This is a genomic window from Carboxylicivirga sediminis, assembly GCF_018156225.1.
In the GTDB taxonomy this organism is placed as follows: Bacteria; Bacteroidota; Bacteroidia; order Bacteroidales; family Marinilabiliaceae; genus Carboxylicivirga; species Carboxylicivirga sediminis.
In genome coordinates this window covers 53,610-75,041 of record NZ_JAGTAR010000002.1, presented here as the reverse complement: position 1 = coordinate 75,041, position 21,432 = coordinate 53,610, and the positions used below count along the sequence as shown (strand labels likewise).

Genomic DNA, 21,432 nt, shown 5'->3' with positions numbered 1-21,432 from the left:
ATGCTGCCACAACTAAATAGTGCTGCTTTGCGACAGGCTTGCGGCCGCGAAGATTTGATCAGAAAAGCAGCTGCTCAGATTATTAAGGATTTTGCCGAGTTTGGCTTTGAAGTATCATTTTCAGGCGATGTTGAAGGCTTTTACGAAGAGGTGTTCAAGCAAATGAAGGTGCACATTGAAAGCATCATGGGGGAACACTATTCGCAGTTTCTCAACTTTTTGTATCGGATAGATGTTACAGAAGGACAAGTGGCCGTTTATCAGCGAGAGATGGGAGGTGTCTCGTATGAAGATGCCTTAACTGAACTGATAATTCACCGGGAGATGAAGAAAGTGATGATTCGCGAGTATTTCAAGGCACAGAGTCAGTCAAAAGATAGCGGAACGCCTGAACTTTCAGATTAAAAACTATTATTATGCAATTAACGATAAAACATACTGGCGAACGTCCTGATGGCGTGCGCAATGTATTCCTGGTAAAAGATGCCAGTGTACTAAAAGATTTTGGCTTTAACAATGAAGCATTGGCATATGTCGATGCTAAAATAGAGGCCAAGGAAACCCTGATTACCATCCAAAACTACAGCACTGTCTACTATGTGCGAATTGTCAGCGATGAAGAGCCATCGAACAAATTATACGAGGCACTGCGTAAAGATGGATCCTCGGTATATGCCAACATGAAAAAGGATAAGCAGTCAGATGTTTGTATATATGATGTCATTGGCGATAAACCTTTGACATTGGCATTAACCGAAGGCATTGCCTTATCATCATACCGCTTTGATAAGTATAAGACTGAACAAAAAGATGAAGCGAAGGACATTTGCATCTGGGTGGCTTCATCGGCTCTTAATCAAGCTGATTTAGATGAGCTACGTCTCCTGACTAATGCCGTTTTTGTAACGCGTAATCTGGTAAATGAACCTGTTTCAACCTTGAATGTCGAAGAGCTGTCAGAAACCATTAGTGAGCTGGGTGCCATTCATGGTTTTGATGTTGATGTATTCAACAAGACAAAGCTTGAAACACTTAAGTTCGGCGGCCTGCTGGGTGTCAATAAAGGAAGCGTAGATCCTCCGGCTTTTCATATACTAGAATGGAAGCCGGAAGAAGCAAAAAATGCCAAGCCCATTGTATTGGTAGGTAAAGGAGTGGTTTACGACACAGGTGGAATTAACCTGAAAACACCTCCTGGTAGCCTGGATGATATGAAGTCTGATATGGGCGGGGCAGCTTCTGTAGTTGGAACCCTGGTAGCTGTTGCGGCCAATAAATTACATGTGCATGTAATTGGTTTAATTCCGGCGACCGATAATCGTCCGGGAGGTAATGCGATTGTACCGGGTGATATTCTTACCATGCACAATGGTAAAACAGTCGAGGTGCTGAATACCGATGCTGAAGGCCGATTAATATTGGCCGATGCCTTATCGTATTCAGAAAAGTATGAACCTGAGTTGGTTATTGATTTGGCGACCCTCACGGGAAGTGCCGTCATGGCATTGGGTCAATATGCGACGGTAGGTATGGGTACTGCATCTGATGAGGTCTTTAATGAGCTTGAAAAAGCCGGTAACTGTGTGTACGAACGCATCGTACGTTTCCCATTCTGGGAAGAATATGGCGAGCTGATTAAGTCGGACATAGCAGACATTAAAAACCTTGGTGGGCGTGAGGCCGGAGCCATTACAGCAGGTAAGTTCTTAAGCCATTTCGTTAGTAATCCATGGATTCATTTAGATATTGCCGGACCTGCTTTTGTTAAAAAAGAGGACAGTTATCGGGGTTCTGGTGCATCCGGAGTTGGAGTTCGTATGCTCTATGAGTTTCTTAAGAACAGATGCTAGTTTGCTAAATTATATTAATTTTAGTGCCCAATAGCTGAAACACAAGGTGTGTGGCAGAAAAAATGAAATTATGAGTGATAAAATAAAAGTGGGAATCACCCACGGCGATATTAATGGAATAGGGTATGAAGTCATCTTCAAAACTTTGGCTGATGCCAGAGTATTTGATGCTTTTGTGCCTATTATTTATGGTTCATCTAAGGTGGCAGCCTACCATCGTAAGGCACTTAATATTCCCAACTTCAGTTTAAACAGTATTAATAGTGTGGATGATGCGCACAATAAGCGTATCAACATTATTAATTGTTTAGATGATAATATTCGGGTTGAGCTGGGCAAATCAACCACTATAGGAGGCGATGCAGCCTATAAAGCCCTTGAGATGGCGGTGAGCGATTTAAAGGAGGGGAAGATTGATGTGTTGGTGACAGCCCCTATTAATAAGGAGAATATACAATCGGAGTCATTCAAATTTCCGGGGCATACCGAATATTTGCAGCAGGAAGCAGGTGAAGGTGAAGCTTTGATGCTGATGGTTTCGGAACATATGAAAGTAGGTGTGGTTGCCGGTCATGTGCCTATTAAAGAGGTAGCCTCTAAAATAACTGAGGAAAGTATCTTAAGTAAGTTACGTACTCTAAATAAATCCTTGCAACAAGATTTCTCGATACGTCGTCCTCGTATTGCCGTTCTTGGACTAAATCCCCATGCTGGTGATGGTGGTGTAATCGGGAGCGAAGAGCAGGATATTATTATACCAGCCATTAATAAAGCTAAAGAAGAAGGAATTATGGCATTAGGGCCATACCCTGCTGATGGCTTATTTGGTAGTGAGCAGTTTCGTAACTTTGATGCCATTCTGGCGATGTATCACGATCAAGGGCTGGCGCCGTTCAAAACACTCACGTTCTCAAAAGGTGTTAACTTTACGGCTGGTCTGCCATTTATTCGTACCTCGCCCGATCACGGAACAGCTTTCGAAATTGCTGGTCAGGATAAGGCAAAAGAAGATTCATTTAGAGAAGCTGTGTACCTGGCGGTAGACGTTTGTCATAATCGTCAGATGAATATTGAGCTTGGCAAGAATCCATTAAAGACATATGATGTAAATGAGTTAGAGCAAAAAGAATAGATAAAAAAACTAGAGCAGCAGTAAGGCCTCCTTTATCTCAGGGGGCCTTTTTTATTGCAATCGCATTTGTGGTCATTAGTTTCGAAGGTTAATTGCGCATCAATATTCATAATCTTTCAAAATAAGTCTTACTTCTTGTTAAAGAAGTTGTGGTGAAATGGTATACAAATAGGACATGCCTGAAAGACTTATTTCTTAAATAATGTTATTTAACTGATGTTTGTCATGCGATTAACCAATCATATACCCCACCATAAATGACCTTGGGTATTCCTAAGTGAGTGATATTCAAGGTGTATATTTGGGGTTACACATTTACCCACCTTGCTGAACATTTGACCATTGTTGCAGGATACATTTTAATTTACTTTCGAGCCTTGCAAATTCACAGCTAACATTTATTTGCATTTACTAAAAGCGATATGATCCAAGAGAAAAAAATTGCCCAACAGATTCGCGAAGGGAATCTTGAAGCATTCCAGGAGTTTTATAAATCGTATTTCAGGCGTCTGCTTAATTATGCTGCTATGTTTATCAACCAGTCTGATGTAGCAGAAGATATAGTGCAGGAGGCGTTCTTTAAGCTATGGAATAATCGCGAGGCAATTAATGAGGAGCAAACCTTGGTTGGATGGCTGTATCGCGCCATTCGTAATCAATGCATCAATCAGCTAAAGCAGCAAAAGGTACACGAGAAATTTATTGAATTTGCCAGTAATTATGAGGCCATCGATAAGGTGTATAAACATGATTTTGAATTGCCCTTGAATGATGCTGACGATTTCTATGTTTGGGCTGAAATAAAAAGGGCCATTGAAAGTCTACCCGAAAAACGCCGGGAAGTCTATCAGCTGTCAAAAATTGAAGGACATTCACATAACGAAATTGCCAAAGAGTTAGCAATTACTACAAAAGGTGTTGAACGTCATATTACTCTCGCCAACAGGGCACTACGTTCAAAACTCAAGCATCTGAAAACAGCCATATTTGTATTGGCGTTGTTACCGTAAATTTATTTTCAAAAAAAAGTGTGGGGTATTGCATTGTAGCTTGTATTAATGGTGTAAGCACACGCAGATGAATAATAATCTACTACATATAAAAACGCTTGTTGGAAAGTATATCGATGGTACTGCATCAATCGAAGAGATAGCAGCTATTCATGTCTGGCTTAATGAGTCGGAAACCAACAAAGTTGCTTTTACTAAGCTTAAACAAGAGTGTAAGCAGAAACAGCAATCTTTGGCTAATGCCGACTGGTTAAAGTTTGAGCAGAAATATGGCAATGCTGTTAAGCCAAATAAGAAAGGTAAACGCTTGCTTGGATTTATTTCAATTGCAGCATCTATTTCTTTGGTAGTTGGTGTTTCTATTCATCTGATGAGCAATATTCAAGACAACTATTCGACTATTTTGGCCGAAGCTAGTGCTGCGGAAGTGCCTGAAAAGACGACCATCAACCTATCGGACGGCGAGCAAATTACGCTCGAAACTTCACACTCAGTGGTTGAAGTAGATGAGCAAGGGAAGCAAATCCTGCTGGAAGATAAGCAAGTAGTAGAGGAAATTGGTGATGCCGAAAGCTCCAAGCCAGGTATCAATCAGATTATTGTGCCATACGGTAAAACCGCTGAATTATTATTGGCAGATGGCACCAAAGTGTGGCTTAATGCCGGTAGCCGCTTTGTATTTCCTGATCACTTCAATAAGCAGCCAAACAGAGAGGTTGTGTTAATAGGCGAGGCTTTTTTCGATGTGTCTCATAACGCCGATCAACCATTTAAAGTCATTACTGATGAGATGGTTTACACAGTACTGGGAACCTCATTTAATATTCAATCACTTCCCAATAGTACATCAGTAAGCGCAGTGCTGGTAGAAGGATCGTTACAGGTTGAAAAGAAGACCCTTTTGAATAAGCAAAAGGTGATTCTGAAACCCGGTCAAAAAAGCCAGTTTCTAGCAAAGCAGGATAGGATGCATGTAACCAATGTTAATACCGCTTTTTACACGTCGTGGAAAGATGGTTACCTGATGCTGGATAAAAACCGCTTGGGCAAATTAATTGAGCAGATAGAACAATTTTATCATAGTGAGTTAGTAATCAGTCATGAACTGATAAATGTACCAACTCAACTGTCAGGTAAGTTATTATTAGATGAAGATCCTGAGCAGGTATATTCAGCTTTGTGTGATTTAACAGGAATGACTTACAGGATTGTAGCAGATAAAGTAGTATTTGAAAAACAATAAAAGGGTGCGCTCGGTCAAAAACTCACCCTCTTAAATATTTTTTAATCATTTAATTAAACATCAAATTTATGAATTTCACTGGGAAATGGAAATCTTTCTTTCCGGTAAGAACAAAAAATTTGATTAAAGCAGGTTTAATTGCCTGTTTAATCATGGTTTTTGGTTCTAATGATGCATTCGCATCCAGCCGGCTGAAAGAGCAAAAGGTCAACCTTAAATTGAAGGGAGTAACACTTCAGGAGTGCTTAAAAGCGATTGAAGCACAGAGTGATATGGTTTTTGTGTATAACGAAGAGCAGGTAGATGTTAATCAAACAGTATCTGTTGATGCCATCAATGAAAGTGTAGAAAAAGTATTGAATGAGGTACTTGAAAACGCTACATTCAAAATGTACGACAACCAGGTTGTCATCTTGGCAGAGGAGTTCAAAGCTGCTGCTAATACACAGGAAGATAAAGTTAAAATAAGCGGTACAGTTGTTGACCAGTTCGGAATGGGTATCCCGGGTGTTAACGTAGCCGTAAAGGGTACTACAATTGGTACTATCACTAACTTAGATGGACAGTTCTCCCTAGAAGTGCCAGCTAACAGTACTATTGTTTATTCATTTATCGGTTTTGCCTCACAAGAGGTTGCCGTGGTTTCCGGAGCTTCTTACGATGTGACCATGCAGGAAGATGTAATGAACGTTGATGAAGTGGTTGTTACAGCTCTTGGTATTAAGCGTGAGAAGAAAGCCCTTGGATACTCAGCTGTTGAAGTCGGTGAGGAAGCTTTTGAAAATATGAAAGATGCTAACCCAATGGGAGCACTATCTGGACGTATGGCTGGTGTACAAATCAACACGTCTTCACAGGGTGCTGGTGGTTCATCTTCAGTATTGATTCGTGGTGCTGCAGTGTTATCAGGCTCTAACGAGCCATTGTATGTAGTAGACGGTGTGCCTATTTCAAATACACAGTTCTCTAACGCTGATGATAAAGATAACGGTGGTGTTGACTCAGGTAACGGTTTGTCTGGTATCGCAGCTGATGATATTGAAAACATCTCTGTACTTAAAGGACCTGCTGCAACAGCATTATATGGTTCTCGTGCCATCAATGGTGTTGTATTGGTTACTACTAAGTCAGGTAAAGGTGAGCAGGGTACAACTGTTGACTTTAACTCAAACATGACATTTGACAAAGCACGTATCTACTCTAACTGGCAAGAAGTATATGGTCAGGGTACAAACGGTATGGCTCCGCAAACTGCAGAAGCCGGCCGTGAGCAAACTTCTATGTGGGGTTCAAAATACAGCGATGTTGATTCGTATGTAAACTACCGTGGTGAGCAGCGTGACTATAAGTTCCATGATAACGAACGTAACTTCTTTGATACAGGTATGACCTGGACTAACTCAGTAGCTGTTAATCACAACACAGAGAAAGCCAACTTACGTTTGTCATACTCAAACACAACCAATAACGGTTTGGTTCCTGGAACTTCATATGACCGTAATACATTTAACGTGTCAGGTGGTACCAAAGCCTTTAATGATCGTTTAGAGATTAATGCTAAGATTGCTTATACGGATGAGGATTCTCAAAATGCCATGATGGGTGCAACACCATTTAACCCTACATCGCAATTATTGGGTGTACCAAACAACGTTTCATTGAGCGACCTTAAGAATTATAAAGATCCTGTTACAGGTTTACCTGTTGGATTAGGTGTTAACGGTAACAGCAACATCTACTGGACAACCAATGAGATTGATCACAACTACAGAAAGAAACGAGTAATGTCGTTAGTGAATGCCAAGTTGCACATTACCGACCACTTGAATGCTCAATTAAGGGCGGGTAGTGATATGACATTCTTTGCTAATGAGTCTATTTACCCAATTGGAACTCCTTATTATGAGGATGGACGTGGTAGCATGATGAAAGCTGATGAAGTGGAATCGAACTATGACTTCATCCTTAACTATGACCGTAACTTTACTGATAAGTTTGGTTTAACGGTGAATGCAGGTGCCTCACGAATGGATCGTGAATACGAAGGATTAAGTGTCTATTCGATTGGATTCTCAGTGCCAGATTTACAGCGTCCAGGATTTGGTAAAGACAATACACAAGCAGTTGATTATAGCCGCAAGCGTATCAATTCAGTGTATAGTACTGCTCAATTCCGCTATGGTAGCATGTTATATGTTGACCTATCAGCCCGTAATGACTGGTCATCAACGCTTCCATCAGATAATAACTCATACTTCTACCCATCTGTAAGTACATCTTTCATTGTATCAGAAGTAGTTGATATGCCTAGCTGGATTACTTTTGCCAAAGTACGTGGTTCATGGGCACAAGTTGGTTCAGATACTGATCCTTACCAACTGGCTTTACAGTATAAGCTGGATGACAATACACATCCAAACTGGGGAGGTGGTAATATAGTTGTTGGAGGTGTTGACGGAAGTACGATTCCTAACGCAACATTGAAGCCTTCTATTATGACTTCATACGAAGTGGGTGCAGACATTAAGTTCCTGAATAACCGTCTTGGATTAGATGTAACTTATTATAATTCGGTTGCTGATGATCAGATTATGCCAATTGATGTATCAAATACTTCAGGCTATAACCAGGCGATTGTTAACTCTGGTTCAATTGAAAACAAAGGTTGGGAAGTTGTATTGTATGCAACACCATATCGCAACGCCAGCTTCTCATGGAATACATCGGTTAACTTCTCTTATAACATCAACGAAGTGAAAGAGTTGGCTGAAGATGTAACTCAGCTTAACCTGATGACAGGTGCTGGTGTTAACGTAATTGCAGCTGTAGGAGAAGAGTACGGAACAATTATGGGTAGAGAATTCCAGCGCGGTGACGATGGAAAGATCATTATCGGTGATAATGGCTTACCACAGGCAACTAATGAGTATACAAAGCTAGGAGGCGCCTACCATCCTGTGATGCTGGGTTGGAGCAACACTCTTACTTATAAGCAATTTACTCTGAATGTATTGCTAGATTCTAAGTTTGGCGGTGAAGTGTATTCAGCAACAGAAGCTTCTGCTTATGCAAGTGGAAAGCACGAAAATACTCTGGGAAGAAGTGAGTACGTAGCTGGTGAAGTGTGGTATCCTTCAGAGTTAGAAGGCCAGGGGACAACTGCCCGTCCTGAAGAATTGTATGGTGCACTGGCGTCTGTTGATGAGTTATTTGTTTATGATGCATCTTACGTATCATTGCGTGAAATCAGCCTGTCATACCGTCTGCCAAATCAGTTATTTAAAGATGCCAAATACTTTAAAGGTGCAAGTTTAGGCTTATTCGGTAAAAACCTTGGTTACCTGTATCGTTCAACCGATAATATCGATCCTCAGTCAACTTACTCAATTAGTAACGGAGGTCAGGGTATTGAGTATGGTAACATGGCGTTGCCGGCAAGCTTTGGTTTCAATGTTAACGTGAAATTTTAATAAAGATGAAGAAGCTAAATATATTATTATTCGCTGCAGTGCTAACAATGTTTAGTGCCTGTACCGATGAATTCGAGACGATTAATGACAATCCTAACCGAGTTACGGATTTAGATGCCGGCTTTCAGTTTGGCAAAATCCAGCTGATGTATGCAGGTAATGGACATGAAGAATGGAGGGGTAACCTGATTATGACAGGTCCAATCTCGGGGATTACCCAATGTGGCTATCGCACCGGGCAGTCATTTGGACTTTCTGATGGTTTCTCAGAAGCTAAATGGTCGGCTATTTATACCAATGTAGTTAAAGATGCCAGGGATATGCAACGTACCCTGAATGAAAAAGATGAAGATGGTTCAAATGCTGTTATGTTAGCTCAGACTGATATTGTGCTTCAATTAGCTGCTCAGCGTTTAACCGATTTATATGGTGATATTCCTTATAGTGAAGGTGGTCTTGGATTCAATGAGTTGAATTACTATCCGGCTTATGACACTCAGGAAGATGTTTATAAGGGAATGGTTGAAAAGTTAAGAGCTGCAAGACAGACCTTGTTATCAGACAATGGTGATTCTTTTGGCAGCCACGACTTGATTTATGGACATTTAGACAATGATTCAAGACGTAAAAGCTGGGCAAAATTAGCTAATTCATTATTGTTACGCATTGGTATGCGCGCTTCAAATGCGGATCCTGCATGGGCAAAAGAAGTAGTAGAAGAAGCAGCAGCACATTCAGCTGGCTTTATTACAGGCGTAACTGTTGATGAGGGAGCTGCACTATTGAAACACAGTACTAATGGTGGTCCTTGGGGTATTCATGAAAATGGAGCCGGTTCTGCTATCAACGGTAAAGTAGGTGGTTTTGCCTATGCTTATGTTGGTGAGGAATACTTACGTTTGGCACAGCAAAATGAAGATCCGCGTCTGTTCTATACAGCTTGTCAGGTTGTAAACCAGGATGGTGAGTTCATAGCATGGACAGGTCAAACACACTTCAATCCTTTCGAAGAGGCAGCTCGTCCGGGAGAGGCATGGAAGCCAGTTGTGTTCAATCCTGAAAAAGGTGGTGCTGATGAATCATTCTCGGTGAGAGGTTTGATGAAAGTAGAAGGTGTTCAGGTATTTACTGACTATTTCGTGTCGGCAGGTAGCCTTGGTGATGAAGTAGAAGTAAAAGACGGCGATAACGTGCTTTACACATATACTTACGACGCAGATTACGCACAGTATCGTACCTTGTGTGCTGTCAACCCTGAAACAGTTGGTTCACGCACTGCACCTAGTATTTTCTTCACAGGTGATGAAACTTATTTCATCCTTGCTGAAGCGGCTGCTAAAGGATGGACCGTGCCTGGTGATGCTGCAACAAACTTAGCAAAGGCTGTTGAACTAAACATCAGCAAATATCCAGCTTTGTATAATGAAAGTGCTTCACCTGAAACTTATATGAGCAAATATGCTGCAACAAGCGGTGATACTCGTACCTACGAAGAAATGGCTGCTGATTACATTGCTAATCTGGGAGCTGCTACTGTTGAAACTATTCAGCTGGAGCGTTGGAAGTCATTATTCCTGAACGGTTATGAGGCATTTGCGTTATGGAACCGTACGCTTGTTTCGGTAACACCTGTTGGCATACCTTATGACAGAAATATTGAGTTGCCAGAATATCAGTGGGATAACATCAAGGACGCTCTTCCTGGTGTAGAGCAAACTCCTGATGCCTTCTTCTCAACTCCATTCCATAATGGTGGTATTACAGGTGGTGTTCGCCCTCGTCGTTTAGATTACCCGGATAGGGAGCGTATGAATAATACGGCTAATATCAACGCAGCTATGGAGCGTCAGGCAACCTACGGAAATGATGGGGATAACTTCATTTCAACCAAAATGTGGATTAGTAAATAATTATCACATTCAATATACTTTAAAAGGAGCCTTCGGGCTCCTTTTTTTGTTGACATAAAGCCTTCTAGAGTTACTTTGTTTATATGCAATCTAAATTAGATAAGCACTAAATTTTATTTCAACTTACAAATTGTAAGTGAAAGATAATAAAAGGTCATCTTTCGGCTATGGCCTGAAATCTGGCATGTGAGTTTAATTAAAAAGGGGCTGGTTGGCTATTAAAATGGTTTTGAGGTGTTACACCCCCTAATTTGAAAGTGACGAATGACATGTTTCTGATATGAAAAAACATCAACATTTGTACGACAAACAAATTAAAACCATTTATTATGGCAACACGTATCGAAAGCGATTTACTAGGAGAATTACAAGTTCCCGTTGATGCATATTATGGAGTGCAAACGCAACGTGCCGTCGAAAATTTTAATATATCTACGGCTCGTCTGAGCCAATATCGTCATTTTATATGGGCCCTTGGGGTTGTTAAAATGGCAGCTATCAAAGCCAATCACGAAATGGGTTTGGTGGATGATAAGGTGAAAAGTGCCGTTGTACAGGCTTGTAAAGAGGTTATGGAAGGCAAGTTTGACAAGGAGTTTCCCATTGACATGATACAGGGAGGCGCTGGCACCAGCACCAATATGAATGCTAATGAGGTTATCGCCAATCGGGCATTGGAATTAATGGGTTACGAAAAGGGGCAGTATGAGCATTGCTCACCCAACGATGTGGTAAATCTGTCGCAATCAACCAATGATGCCTATCCGACCGCCATTAAGCTATCGCTCATTAAAATGAATTACATTCTGATTGAGCATTTGCAACAGTTGGTCGATGCCTTCAAGAAGAAAGGGAATAAATTTGCAAATATCATTAAGATGGGCCGTACACAGCTGCAGGATGCTGTGCCTATGACTTTGGGACAGGAGTTTTGTGCCTATGCCATGACCCTGAGCGAAGAGATTGAACGACTTACGCAGAATGCCAACCTGTTTAGAGAGGTGAATATGGGTGCCACAGCTATCGGTACTGGCATCAATTCAGTGGAAGGCTATTCTGAAGCATGTGTGAAGTACTTGTGTGAGATAACGGGCTACCCTATAGTACTAGCGACTGATTTGGTTGAGGCAACGCCTGATACCGGTTCATATGTTATCTACTCATCGGCTTTGAAGCGAATGGCTGTTAAGGTATCAAAAATCTGTAACGACCTCCGTTTATTATCGTCAGGACCACGCGCTGGTTTAAACGAGATCAACCTGCCGCCGATGCAGCCTGGCTCGTCTATTATGCCAGGTAAGGTTAATCCGGTGATACCTGAGGTGATGAACCAGATTTGCTTTAAGGTGATAGGTAACGATTTGACAGTGACCTTTGCTGCCGAGGCCGGACAGCTTCAACTGAATGTAATGGAGCCGGTGTTGGCTCATAGCATATTAGAGTCTATCCAGTTTTTAATGCGAGGCATGGATACCTTGCGCCTTAAATGCATTGATGGCATTACGGCCAACGAAGATGTTTGCGAAAATATGGTGCTAAAGAGCATAGGTATTGTCACCGCCTTAAATCCTCATATTGGTTACAAAAACAGTACACGCATTGCCAAGGAGGCTTTAAAAACGGGTAAAGGTGTTTATGAGATTGTGCTGGAGGAAGGTATTCTATCAGAGGAAGAACTAAAAGAAATATTGAAGCCGGAAAATATGATTGGCCCGGCTAAACGTACATGCCAATAATTATATTGATTAGTTAATTTGAGAAAGCGGATGTTGAAAAGCATCCGCTTTTTTTTTGTTAGAAGATGGAGGGTTATTCATTCTGTAGGTGAATTACTTGTAGTAGGGGTGTGACTGTCATTAGGTGGTATAAAAAAAAGCCCGCTTAACAAGTTAAGCGAGCCCGAGTTATTTCCATCTCCCAACAGGGAGCTTTTTTTAATCCAGCTTCAATACTGCCAGGAAGGCTTTTTGTGGTACTTCCACATTACCTACCTGCTTCATACGCTTCTTACCTTTCTTTTGCTTCTCCAGCAGCTTACGCTTACGCGAGATATCACCACCATAACATTTGGCAGTAACATCCTTACGAACGGCTTTGACGGTCTCACGAGCAATCACCTTGGCACCAATTGCGGCCTGTATGGCAATGTCGAACTGCTGACGCGGGATAAGCTCTTTCAGCTTTTCACACATACGACGACCAAATACCTGGGCATTGTCAAAGTGTATCAACGATGACAGGGCATCCACACTTTCACCATTCAACAGAATATCCAGTCGCACCAGTTTAGCAGCCCTAAACTCAATCGGATGGTAATCAAACGAGGCGTAACCTTTCGAAATACTTTTCAGCTTATCGTAGAAATCAAATACAATCTCGGCCAGTGGCATGTCAAACTCCAGGTCAACGCGGTCGGCTGTCAGGTAATGTTGCTTAATCAGCTCGCCACGTTTGCCCAGGCAAAGCGTCATAATACTGCCAATGTACTCACTCTTGGTAATAACCGATGCCCTGATGTAGGGCTCTTCCACTTTCTCTAATACGGTTGGCTCAGGAAGCTCTGAAGGTGTATGGATATTTATCACTTCACCTTTCTTTGTGTGCGCAATATACGGCACGTTAGGCACGGTGGTAATAACCGCCATATCAAACTCCCTGTCCAGACGCTCCTGTATAATCTCCATGTGCAGCAAGCCCAGGAATCCGCATCGGAAACCGAACCCTAAGGCGGCAGACGATTCAGGCTCGTAAGTCAATGAGGCGTCATTCAGCTGTAATTTTTCCATGGCGGCGCGCAAATCCTCATAATCTTCGGCATCGATGGGGTAAACACCCGCAAATACCATGGGTTTCACATCCTCAAAGCCACCAATGGCTTTCTCGCAGCGGTTCTTTACGTGCGTAATGGTATCACCTACTTTTACTTCTTTACTGGTTTTAATGCCTGAAATAATATAACCTACATCACCAGTCTTTAATTCTTTACGTGGCTCCATATCCAGACGAAGGACACCTACTTCATCAGCATGATACTCTTTACCGGTATTGAAGAACTTCACATGGTCGCCCTTCTTAATACTTCCGTTTACCACCTTAAAATAGGCGATGATACCACGGAAAGAGTTGAATACCGAATCGAAAATCAAACATTGCAAAGGCGCATCCGCATCACCTACAGGTGCAGGCACGCGGTGAATCAGGGCGCTTAATATTTCATCAACCCCTTCGCCGGTTTTTCCACTGGCCCGTATAATATCTTCTCGATCACAGCCTATTAAATCAATAATTTGATCTTCCACCTCTTCAGGCATGGCATTTGGCAAATCCATTTTATTCATTACCGGAATGATCTCTAAATTGTGCTCAATGGCCTGGTAGAGGTTGGAGATGGTTTGCGCCTGGATACCTTGCGTAGCATCAACAATAAGCAAAGCGCCTTCGCAGGCTGCAATAGAACGCGACACCTCATATGAAAAATCAACGTGTCCCGGCGTGTCAATCAGGTTTAAAACATACTTTTCACCTTCAAACTCATAGTCCATCTGTATGGCATGACTCTTAATGGTAATACCACGTTCGCGCTCCAGATCCATATTGTCCAGTACCTGTGCCTGGAGGTCTTTCTCTGAAACGGTTTTGGTGAATTCCAGCAAGCGGTCGGCCAAAGTACTTTTACCGTGGTCGATATGAGCAATGATGCAAAAATTACGTATATTCTTCATCTATAATTATTTACTTATAACAGACTTATCTATTGACAGATAAGGAATGCAAAGATACTTAATTAATTAAAATCTGACTATAGCTTGAGTAAGGTTCACCTTTTAAAATTTCATATTACGACAGATTAGTAATAATATTTGCTATACTGGTGAATGCAAAAAGACCTTTCACTTGCCATCAGTTGGTATATGTGTTAATTTTGGTGAAACTTGTTCGATTGTTGCATGTGGTTTAATAACTGGTGAGTTTGCTATTTATACCCTGCACAAACTCTCAATACTGCCCTGTTACTCTTTTCCATCCTTTTCTAATCTTTAAAATCAAATCGTTATGAAAGCGCTGATTACTATTGTTATGGCTTGCTTAACTGTGTCTCTTATGGCTCAGGAAAAGCCAGACTATCAGTCCATAGCTGATAAAATTGTTAATCAATCATTAGATGTTAAAACCGGTGAAGTGGTGGTTGTTACAGGTACGCCAGCCGAATTGGAGCTCATTGAAGCCCTGGTAGTGGAAATTGCCAAGGCAGGAGGTCATTATTCTGTTGAATTGGACTTACCAACGGCTAACCATCGTGCCATTATGGAAACACCTATCGAGTATCTGGAAATGGTGAATCCTTATCCACTGATGAAAGCGCGACTGGTTGATTGCTATATATCGGCTGGCTCTGTGCAGGATCCAACATTATTTAGCGATGTGCCCGAAGAGAAACTTAAGGCCAGCAGGTCGGCAAACATGGCTTTGCGTGACGCTTTTAACCGGGCAAAATTCAGAGCGGTTTATATTGGCCAAACTGGCGGTATCCCAAGTGAATCGTATGCTAATATGATGGGCATGAATTATGCTGATATGCTTAATAACTTCTGGAAAGCTATTGATACTAACTATGAGCTAATGCACATTGATAGTGAAGTACTAAAAAAGTACCTCGCCAAGGGGCACGAGATGACAGTGTCAAGTGAAGAAGGTACAATGTTAACCTTCAGGATTTCAGACACGGGAGTGAGAACAAATTGTGGTGATTGTGCCAAGCTTAGCAATGATGGCGGCCCAACATCAGCTTGGTTACCGGCAGGTGAGGTTTATACATGTGTTGAACCGCAATCGGCCAATGGATTATTGGTCATTCCGCATTATAATTACCGTGGCGATGTAATGACCAACCTCAGGATAAGCTTTAAAAATGGTATAATTACCGATTTAACTGCCGATGGCAAAGTTGATATCCTCATGGAGGCTCTCAAATCAAATCCGGACGACAAGAACTGCCTGTCTATATTTGATATAGGTATTAACCGTGACCGGGTTTATACCAAAGGAAGCCGCTACGCATCATGGGAAATGGCAGGTATGCTTACCTTTTATATTGGTGATAATACCTGGGCAGGAGGAACTGTCAGTTCTCAATTCTCAATGGGTGTACATGCTCCGTTCCATACGCTAAAAGCTGGTAAAACAGAAATTATTTCAAAAGGAGAGATTGTTCTGCTTGATGATATGGCTGATAATTAGGAAGCAAATAAAAAAGGGAACTGAATGGTTCCCTTTTTTTAGTTATGTAAATGCTATATACAAAATTGGGATGGTCAGTCCAATAGCTAATAACCATACACCACGCTGGCGCAGTCCATTCTTCCCTTTGACCATAAACAGGCCAGAAACAGCTAGGAAGATGAGTGAAAAGGCAAGAAAATCACCCATCAGCGTCCAGCCTTTCACTTTGTTGTAATGCAGCTTATTAATGGCATACACAAATGGCTTCTTGCGATGAAATTCGTAACTCAGCTCACCGGTATGGCTGTTATATACCCCAATGCCACCATCGAACAACACCTTATAGAAACCTTCGGCATGTGGCAGGATGCGCTTTAAGTCAGGCATGTCAGGTCTGCTTTGCAACTCAGCATACAAAGCATTGCTATTCAGTTTACTATTTATCTGGATAGTTTCTTCAGTGGTGTCAAAGGCCGGGTCTTTGCCATCCATGTGGTTAAGCAGGTAGCCCGAAATGCCATATATAACTGTTATGCCTGCCAACAGGTAGCCTAAATCGCGGTGGATAATACGGAGCCATTTTCTGACTTTAGTCGACCACTTCATAGCTCACTCCGTTTACGTAGTAGATTGAGTAGTAGTTTTTATTGTTCGCTTCCATCCACTGGCGCATGTTGCTGATGTTGCTCATTTCGGCGGCGCAGGTTTCGGCTGTGCCGTCTTCCTTTGCTTCTTTCAGTTTCACCTTTTCTTCCCACTGTGCAATGTACTCTTCGCTTAAACGGCGCTCTTTTAAAACTCCCTTTACAGCAATGGTATTGCCGGTTAACTCGCGGTTGAACCCTTGTATCTGGCCACCCGCCTCAACACGGATGCTCAGTTCAGGATTGTCGCCCACAATAAAGCAGCGTTTGCCGCTGTGCTTGCAGGTGTGTGTTACATGACCCTGTACCGTAATCTCGGTATCAACCATTGTTTCGGCATTGGCCAGTAGCTGCTCAACCGCCATGACCTTTGTTGTAGCTTCGTTTTGTTCTGCGTTATTGGTTTTTGTCTGGCAGGCAGCGCTTAATACTACCAAGGCCATTAATACTACTTTTTGCATATTTGTTGTTTTTAATAATTGTTATTAGAAGGGCAATCTGTACCCAATGAAGTCTTTCATCTTGAGTCTTATATCTTGGGTTATTATGTGTCTACTACTTTAATTGAATGACATTTCTTGTTTCCTGCTGTTTCTCGTTAAAAAGCCATAATGCTATAAGTCCATACAGTCCGGTACATAGCACCAACAAAAGCTGCAGCGGTTTGATGCTTTGTTTCCGGCGGTAGGATAGAAATGCCAGCAACACAGCCAACACTGCATTAAGCACTAGGGCTTTTACTGACCAGCCCAGCAAGCGGGGGTACACAAACTTCGAATACATGGACTTCATCTCGATGTAAAATGGAAATACATAAGGGTGAATCTTCTCCCAGGTAGTACTTTCTCTCGTTTCTGTCAGACGATCCACTTCTTCAAGCGTATGATTGTCCAGAGCGTAGGTGATGCGTTGCGCAGGCGTTGTAACAACCACATTCCAGTAAAAAGGATTGGCCATTATTGAGAGGCCATCGGTATTGGTATTATAAGCGTCGATGGGTAGCTGTACCGGTTCGTAGCTCACGTCACTGAGGTAATACAGCTTACCGCTCCTGTCAAACACAAAGGCATACATACGCCGGTTTTGTGTTTCGATGGTTTTTACGAAGTCGATATCCAGCTTTTCGCCTGCTTTGGTGTCTTTTACAAAAGGTTGGCCATTCACCATTTTAATATGATACAGTTGGTTGTTGGCATCCAGGGCAAACCATCCTTCATCGTATAGCTTTTTGGTTGAAGGATTACCCGCCACCATCTTAGTTGGGAATTTGTAGCCGCGCTTTATCATCGCCTGATGAAATTGGCTGCTTTTATTTTCGAGCACTGAGTTGGTTTCTGCATCAATAAACACCATCTTGTTTTTAATACTAAATAGATCGTCGGGACTTTCGATTTGGACTCTTCCCGACATGGATTCGAACATCGGATTGAGGTCCATCTGTTTATGATGCTTGTCGCGCGGACTGTATTTGAAATAAAACTGCTCAAGCTGAATGCTTTTGCCGCTAATGGCTTTCCCGTTCAGTGAATCGGGCAAACGGCCATCTTTTAATAGCTGGCGATAGCTGAGCATGGGCAGCAAGCTATCATACTCAGCACGGGTATATTCATGGCTGCTCTGATCCATCAGTACGGTTTCAGCATCTTCTTTTACAACCTGAAAAAACTCATTCTTCACACTTGAATAATAGGTGAAAGGATAACGACAGGCTTCATTGGTGCTAAGTTTTATCAACCAGGGCAGTACCCATGCCAGTAGTGCGGTGGACACTAATATTAGTAGTGTTTTTATATTTTTCTTCGTCATTGCTAATTATCTAGTTGGTTATTGTTGCACACCTTCTTTAAAGCGGAACACGGAATAAAACGGGAAGCACATACTTAGAAGGATTATGCCTATATATAAAGGCATAGCGTATTGCAACGAATAGGTAGATGTGCCTTTAAAAAACAGCATGATGACCGCTATGGCCAGCAGTGTGTTAATAGCTTTTTGTTTCCACACCGGTTCGATGCACACCCACACAGCCAGAAAATAGGCAGCCAAACCTGCCAGGTACCATGCTAATGCGGCCGTAAACCAGGCCACTAAAATTTGCGAAGGCAGGTAAATACTTAAACTTAAATACAATACCAAACCTGTGATGCTGAAAATAGATACCAATGTTCCCGACCCGAATAATAACATTTTTAAGATGGTCAGCTTCTCGGGATGAGGCAGATGGAGTGTAAGCTTCAAGCTTTTCTTTTGCATTTCGGGCACAAATTGAGCAAGGCCTAATATTAATCCTGCCAATAGTGGAATGTAAGTGAGCTCGCTGATTAAATTTAGATCCTTACCCACAATCACACTCCAAAAGTGCGGCTTGCCTGCAAACCTGAATTTATTGGTGAGGTTAAGGATAAAGTAGGGGATGGACCCGGCAAAAACAAGCGAAATAGCTAACAATAGCCATCTGAGTTTAATCCATTCTTTATAAAATATTGCTCTAGTCATTATGTATTTGTCTTAGTATTTTCCTGTTAAACCAATAAAAGCATCTTCCAGAGTTAAGCTCTCGTTCACTAATGTTTGTGTGTCGATGCTTCGTCTTTGCAATATCTGCCTGACCCTATCTATTGTGTCAAATGAATAAAATTCGGTGTGTGATTTAAAATGCTCCAAATTCTGAATCGCGTCATCACTATCCAGTTTAAATCGTGCATCATGGCTTAGCTTATAGCGTTTAAAATTGTCCAGAATTTCAAGCGTTGGCTTATGAAGGAGCAGCTTACCATAGTCCAGTATCATGGTTTCGTCAATCAGATGCTCCATATCCTGAATGATATGTGAAGTGAGGAAAACCGTTTTGTTGGTGGCGGTCACATACTCTTTCAGGTAGTCGACAAACAGGCGGCGATAGCCGGGATCGAGCCCCATGGAAAAGTCATCGAGAATCAGCAGTTCGGGGTCTTGCGCTAAAATCAGACCCAAGGCCACCTGCGATCGCTGCCCGCACGACATGGTGGATATTTTTTGCTTACGTGTCACCTTCAGCTTATCCATCAAATCCCAATAAGGCTCACTCTTCCAGTCTTTGAAAAACCGTGAATAGAACTTCTCAATTTGCACAATATTGAAGTAGCTGTGCTGCACATGCCCTTCGAGCAGCAGTCCCACTTTCGATTTTGTTTCGATGCTGAGCGAGCGCATGTCCTCACCCAATAGCCGGCACTCACCCGAGTAGGGTTTTAAATAGCCATTTAGTATGTTGATGATGGTGGTTTTGCCGGTGCCGTTTTTGCCCAGCAGACCTAATATTTTACCCTTTTCAACCGAAAAGTTCAGGTTTTTATAAATTAGTCGGTTCCCATAGTAATGGGTGATATTATTACATTCGATTACTGCTGCCACGTGTTTAAAAATTATGGATTAATGAAAGGTTTCCTCCCCAATTTGTCTGGCTGTCGTTGGACATCACCATCAGGGCCGGGGCAATGCTCCAGGCGCTTTTTTTGGGAGTGAAAACCGTATAATTTATGCTTAATGTTGATTGGAATAGGTTTTGCTTTAGTCTGTTGTAGTTCTCTCTTACGCCTTCGCTTAATGCTGTGCCATCATTGTTTAAAGACGCACTGGCATTAACTACATATCGTCCGCTTATATTCTGGCGGATGGTGAGGCTGGATGACTTCCAGTAATGATTCCATTGGTATTGAATGAAGGGGTTGAGCGATGAAATATTAGCAAAATAGGAACCACTATTATAGCCAAGATGAAAGGCATCGGTGATGGAATAGCTTAATTGCCCAAATACCTCAAACGTTGTCAAGTCTTCTTTTTGAGTGCTCAATAATGCGTTAGCCTTGTAGTTGGTTTGAGTGTGGTTAAAGGGTTTACTTTCACTGAGCAATTCGTTGTTGTCGGTGGTGTAGATGCGTTCAGTACCTATTTTTTTGTAACGTTCCATTCCAACTTTAGCATGGATTGAGGTTTGATTGCCTGCCATGCGATAGCCAAATTCAGCCTCCAGCTGTTGGTTCATCAGTTTAAATGGCACAATACCATTGTTGGTGTTCGACTCTTTAAGGTGAATGTCGTCTGAGGTAACCAACAGCAGTGCGCTAAAGCCCGATGCATGCGGGCTAAGTGTCAGTCCACCTCCAAGTGAATTGGCAAAGTAGTTATTGTTATAGGATTGGTAGGGGCCTGATATTCTGTTTTGCTGCAAACCAAATCCCCGCAGCAGGTAGATGTAGTCGTTACGGTTGTCGGCCATTGAGTTCACTTTTAGCTCTTGGCTGTAAGAACCGTATTGTGCAAATGCGCCCACTTGATGCCTGTCAATGGCTTTTGATATACCTGCTTTAATAGAAAGGTCAGACACCGTATTAAGCGGACGTGGATCCGTATTGCCATGGCTGATGGTTGCGCGATAATGCGCCTCGATCCCATATGTGAGGTGTGTTGTCTGCTTCTGAAAACCACCCTTTAGAGTGTAGGTTTCCAGGTTGCGATCACCGCCAACTGAATCGGCAATGATATAAGGGTAGAGGAAACAAAAATCGGCCACATTATTGAAGCCAACGTCTTCCTGGTATTCATTACTGTAGCTCGCCTGACCCCAAAGAACTGATGAACCCAGTGTTTGATAGCCTTCAAAATTGAGTCCGTAAGTAGTCAACTGGGTGCCCTGTTCCAAAATGTTTATCTGGTCGGTGTTGAGAAGCAGAGCGCCAGCCTGTGAGCTGACAAAGCGGTCGGCAGAGTAGGCGCGACGACCAGCCGGATTTTGCTGATTGATATTATCATGCTGCCTTTCCATTGAATTCCATGTATTCAATGTACGCTGCAGGCTATCGGGCTGACTGGCATAAGCCGACCATCCGACCATTATCACGATAATAAAAAGCAGGTGTCTCATTTATAAAATGCTTTTGAGGAAAAGCAAGGAAACACTTGCTGACACAATGT

The 21,432-nt window shown here is 42.2% G+C and carries 16 protein-coding genes; 9 read left to right on the top strand and 7 right to left on the bottom strand.

Features of this window, described 5'->3' with window-relative positions; genetic code table 11:
* From KDU71_RS02080 to aspA, 8 genes are all read left to right on the top strand, one after another.
* The gene (locus tag KDU71_RS02080) at positions 1-405 is read left to right on the top strand and encodes a hypothetical protein (protein ID WP_212188238.1); all 405 of its coding nucleotides are present in this window, start codon (positions 1-3) and stop codon (positions 403-405) included.
* 11 nt (positions 406-416) lie between these two features.
* The gene (locus KDU71_RS02075) at positions 417-1,850 is read left to right on the top strand and encodes a leucyl aminopeptidase family protein (RefSeq protein ID WP_212188237.1); all 1,434 of its coding nucleotides are present in this window, start codon (positions 417-419) and stop codon (positions 1,848-1,850) included.
* 70 nt (positions 1,851-1,920) lie between these two features.
* On the top strand, positions 1,921-2,982 hold the full coding sequence (gene pdxA, locus KDU71_RS02070; RefSeq protein WP_244828074.1) for a 4-hydroxythreonine-4-phosphate dehydrogenase PdxA: 1,062 nt from the start codon (positions 1,921-1,923) through the stop codon (positions 2,980-2,982).
* Positions 2,983-3,404: 422 nt separating this feature from the next.
* Positions 3,405-3,992: an RNA polymerase sigma-70 factor gene (locus KDU71_RS02065; protein WP_212188236.1), complete on the top strand. Its 588-nt coding sequence runs from the start codon at positions 3,405-3,407 to the stop codon at positions 3,990-3,992.
* A gap of 67 nt (positions 3,993-4,059) precedes the next feature.
* Positions 4,060-5,235, top strand: coding sequence for a FecR family protein (locus KDU71_RS02060; protein ID WP_212188235.1), 1,176 nt, complete (start codon positions 4,060-4,062; stop codon positions 5,233-5,235).
* A 68-nt stretch (positions 5,236-5,303) separates the two neighbouring features.
* Positions 5,304-8,705, top strand: a complete 3,402-nt coding sequence (locus KDU71_RS02055) for a SusC/RagA family TonB-linked outer membrane protein (protein ID WP_212188234.1) — start codon at positions 5,304-5,306, stop codon at positions 8,703-8,705.
* A gap of 5 nt (positions 8,706-8,710) precedes the next feature.
* Positions 8,711-10,615, top strand: a complete 1,905-nt coding sequence (locus KDU71_RS02050; protein WP_212188233.1) for a SusD/RagB family nutrient-binding outer membrane lipoprotein — start codon at positions 8,711-8,713, stop codon at positions 10,613-10,615.
* 329 nt (positions 10,616-10,944) lie between these two features.
* The gene (aspA, locus tag KDU71_RS02045; RefSeq protein WP_212188232.1) at positions 10,945-12,351 is read left to right on the top strand and encodes an aspartate ammonia-lyase; all 1,407 of its coding nucleotides are present in this window, start codon (positions 10,945-10,947) and stop codon (positions 12,349-12,351) included.
* A gap of 198 nt (positions 12,352-12,549) precedes the next feature.
* On the opposite strand, the gene lepA is transcribed toward aspA, so the two are convergent.
* Positions 12,550-14,337 (bottom strand): translation elongation factor 4, encoded by a 1,788-nt coding sequence (gene lepA, locus KDU71_RS02040; RefSeq protein WP_212188231.1) that lies wholly within the window; start codon positions 14,335-14,337, stop codon positions 12,550-12,552.
* Between the two features lie 331 nt (positions 14,338-14,668).
* On the opposite strand from lepA, the gene KDU71_RS02035 reads away from it, so the two are divergent.
* Positions 14,669-15,853 (top strand): aminopeptidase, encoded by a 1,185-nt coding sequence (locus tag KDU71_RS02035; protein ID WP_212188230.1) that lies wholly within the window; start codon positions 14,669-14,671, stop codon positions 15,851-15,853.
* A 42-nt stretch (positions 15,854-15,895) separates the two neighbouring features.
* Here the strand turns inward: KDU71_RS02035 and KDU71_RS02030 are convergent, their stop codons facing one another.
* The 6 genes from KDU71_RS02030 to KDU71_RS02005 form a co-directional block, all read right to left on the bottom strand.
* The gene (locus KDU71_RS02030; RefSeq protein WP_212188229.1) at positions 15,896-16,441 is read right to left on the bottom strand and encodes a PepSY-associated TM helix domain-containing protein; all 546 of its coding nucleotides are present in this window, start codon (positions 16,439-16,441) and stop codon (positions 15,896-15,898) included.
* Positions 16,425-16,940 (bottom strand): hypothetical protein, encoded by a 516-nt coding sequence (locus KDU71_RS02025; protein WP_212188228.1) that lies wholly within the window; start codon positions 16,938-16,940, stop codon positions 16,425-16,427. Before KDU71_RS02025 ends, KDU71_RS02030 begins: the two co-directional genes overlap by 17 nt.
* A gap of 94 nt (positions 16,941-17,034) precedes the next feature.
* Positions 17,035-18,285, bottom strand: coding sequence for a DUF4857 domain-containing protein (locus KDU71_RS02020; protein WP_212188227.1), 1,251 nt, complete (start codon positions 18,283-18,285; stop codon positions 17,035-17,037).
* A gap of 18 nt (positions 18,286-18,303) precedes the next feature.
* Positions 18,304-18,975, bottom strand: coding sequence for a hypothetical protein (locus KDU71_RS02015; RefSeq protein ID WP_212188226.1), 672 nt, complete (start codon positions 18,973-18,975; stop codon positions 18,304-18,306).
* 12 nt (positions 18,976-18,987) lie between these two features.
* Positions 18,988-19,872, bottom strand: a complete 885-nt coding sequence (locus KDU71_RS02010) for an ABC transporter ATP-binding protein (RefSeq protein ID WP_212188225.1) — start codon at positions 19,870-19,872, stop codon at positions 18,988-18,990.
* A gap of 4 nt (positions 19,873-19,876) precedes the next feature.
* Entirely contained in the window at positions 19,877-21,382 is a 1,506-nt protein-coding gene (locus tag KDU71_RS02005) for a DUF6850 family outer membrane beta-barrel protein (RefSeq protein ID WP_212188224.1), read from the bottom strand.
* Positions 21,383-21,432 lie beyond the last annotated feature (50 nt).

What these genes read in the sequence shown, in the direction of transcription:
- KDU71_RS02080 (WP_212188238.1), top strand. Translation starts at nt 1, where the DNA reads ATGCTGCCACAACTAAATAGTGCTGCTTTGCGACAGGCTTGCGGCCGC.
- KDU71_RS02075 (WP_212188237.1), top strand. Translation starts at nt 417, where the DNA reads ATGCAATTAACGATAAAACATACTGGCGAACGTCCTGATGGCGTGCGC.
- pdxA (WP_244828074.1), top strand. Translation starts at nt 1,921, where the DNA reads ATGAGTGATAAAATAAAAGTGGGAATCACCCACGGCGATATTAATGGA.
- KDU71_RS02065 (WP_212188236.1), top strand. Translation starts at nt 3,405, where the DNA reads ATGATCCAAGAGAAAAAAATTGCCCAACAGATTCGCGAAGGGAATCTT.
- KDU71_RS02060 (WP_212188235.1), top strand. Translation starts at nt 4,060, where the DNA reads ATGAATAATAATCTACTACATATAAAAACGCTTGTTGGAAAGTATATC.
- KDU71_RS02055 (WP_212188234.1), top strand. Translation starts at nt 5,304, where the DNA reads ATGAATTTCACTGGGAAATGGAAATCTTTCTTTCCGGTAAGAACAAAA.
- KDU71_RS02050 (WP_212188233.1), top strand. Translation starts at nt 8,711, where the DNA reads ATGAAGAAGCTAAATATATTATTATTCGCTGCAGTGCTAACAATGTTT.
- aspA (WP_212188232.1), top strand. Translation starts at nt 10,945, where the DNA reads ATGGCAACACGTATCGAAAGCGATTTACTAGGAGAATTACAAGTTCCC.
- lepA (WP_212188231.1), bottom strand. Translation starts at nt 14,337, where the DNA reads ATGAAGAATATACGTAATTTTTGCATCATTGCTCATATCGACCACGGT.
- KDU71_RS02035 (WP_212188230.1), top strand. Translation starts at nt 14,669, where the DNA reads ATGAAAGCGCTGATTACTATTGTTATGGCTTGCTTAACTGTGTCTCTT.
- KDU71_RS02030 (WP_212188229.1), bottom strand. Translation starts at nt 16,441, where the DNA reads ATGAAGTGGTCGACTAAAGTCAGAAAATGGCTCCGTATTATCCACCGC.
- KDU71_RS02025 (WP_212188228.1), bottom strand. Translation starts at nt 16,940, where the DNA reads ATGCAAAAAGTAGTATTAATGGCCTTGGTAGTATTAAGCGCTGCCTGC.
- KDU71_RS02020 (WP_212188227.1), bottom strand. Translation starts at nt 18,285, where the DNA reads ATGACGAAGAAAAATATAAAAACACTACTAATATTAGTGTCCACCGCA.
- KDU71_RS02015 (WP_212188226.1), bottom strand. Translation starts at nt 18,975, where the DNA reads ATGACTAGAGCAATATTTTATAAAGAATGGATTAAACTCAGATGGCTA.
- KDU71_RS02005 (WP_212188224.1), bottom strand. Translation starts at nt 21,382, where the DNA reads ATGAGACACCTGCTTTTTATTATCGTGATAATGGTCGGATGGTCGGCT.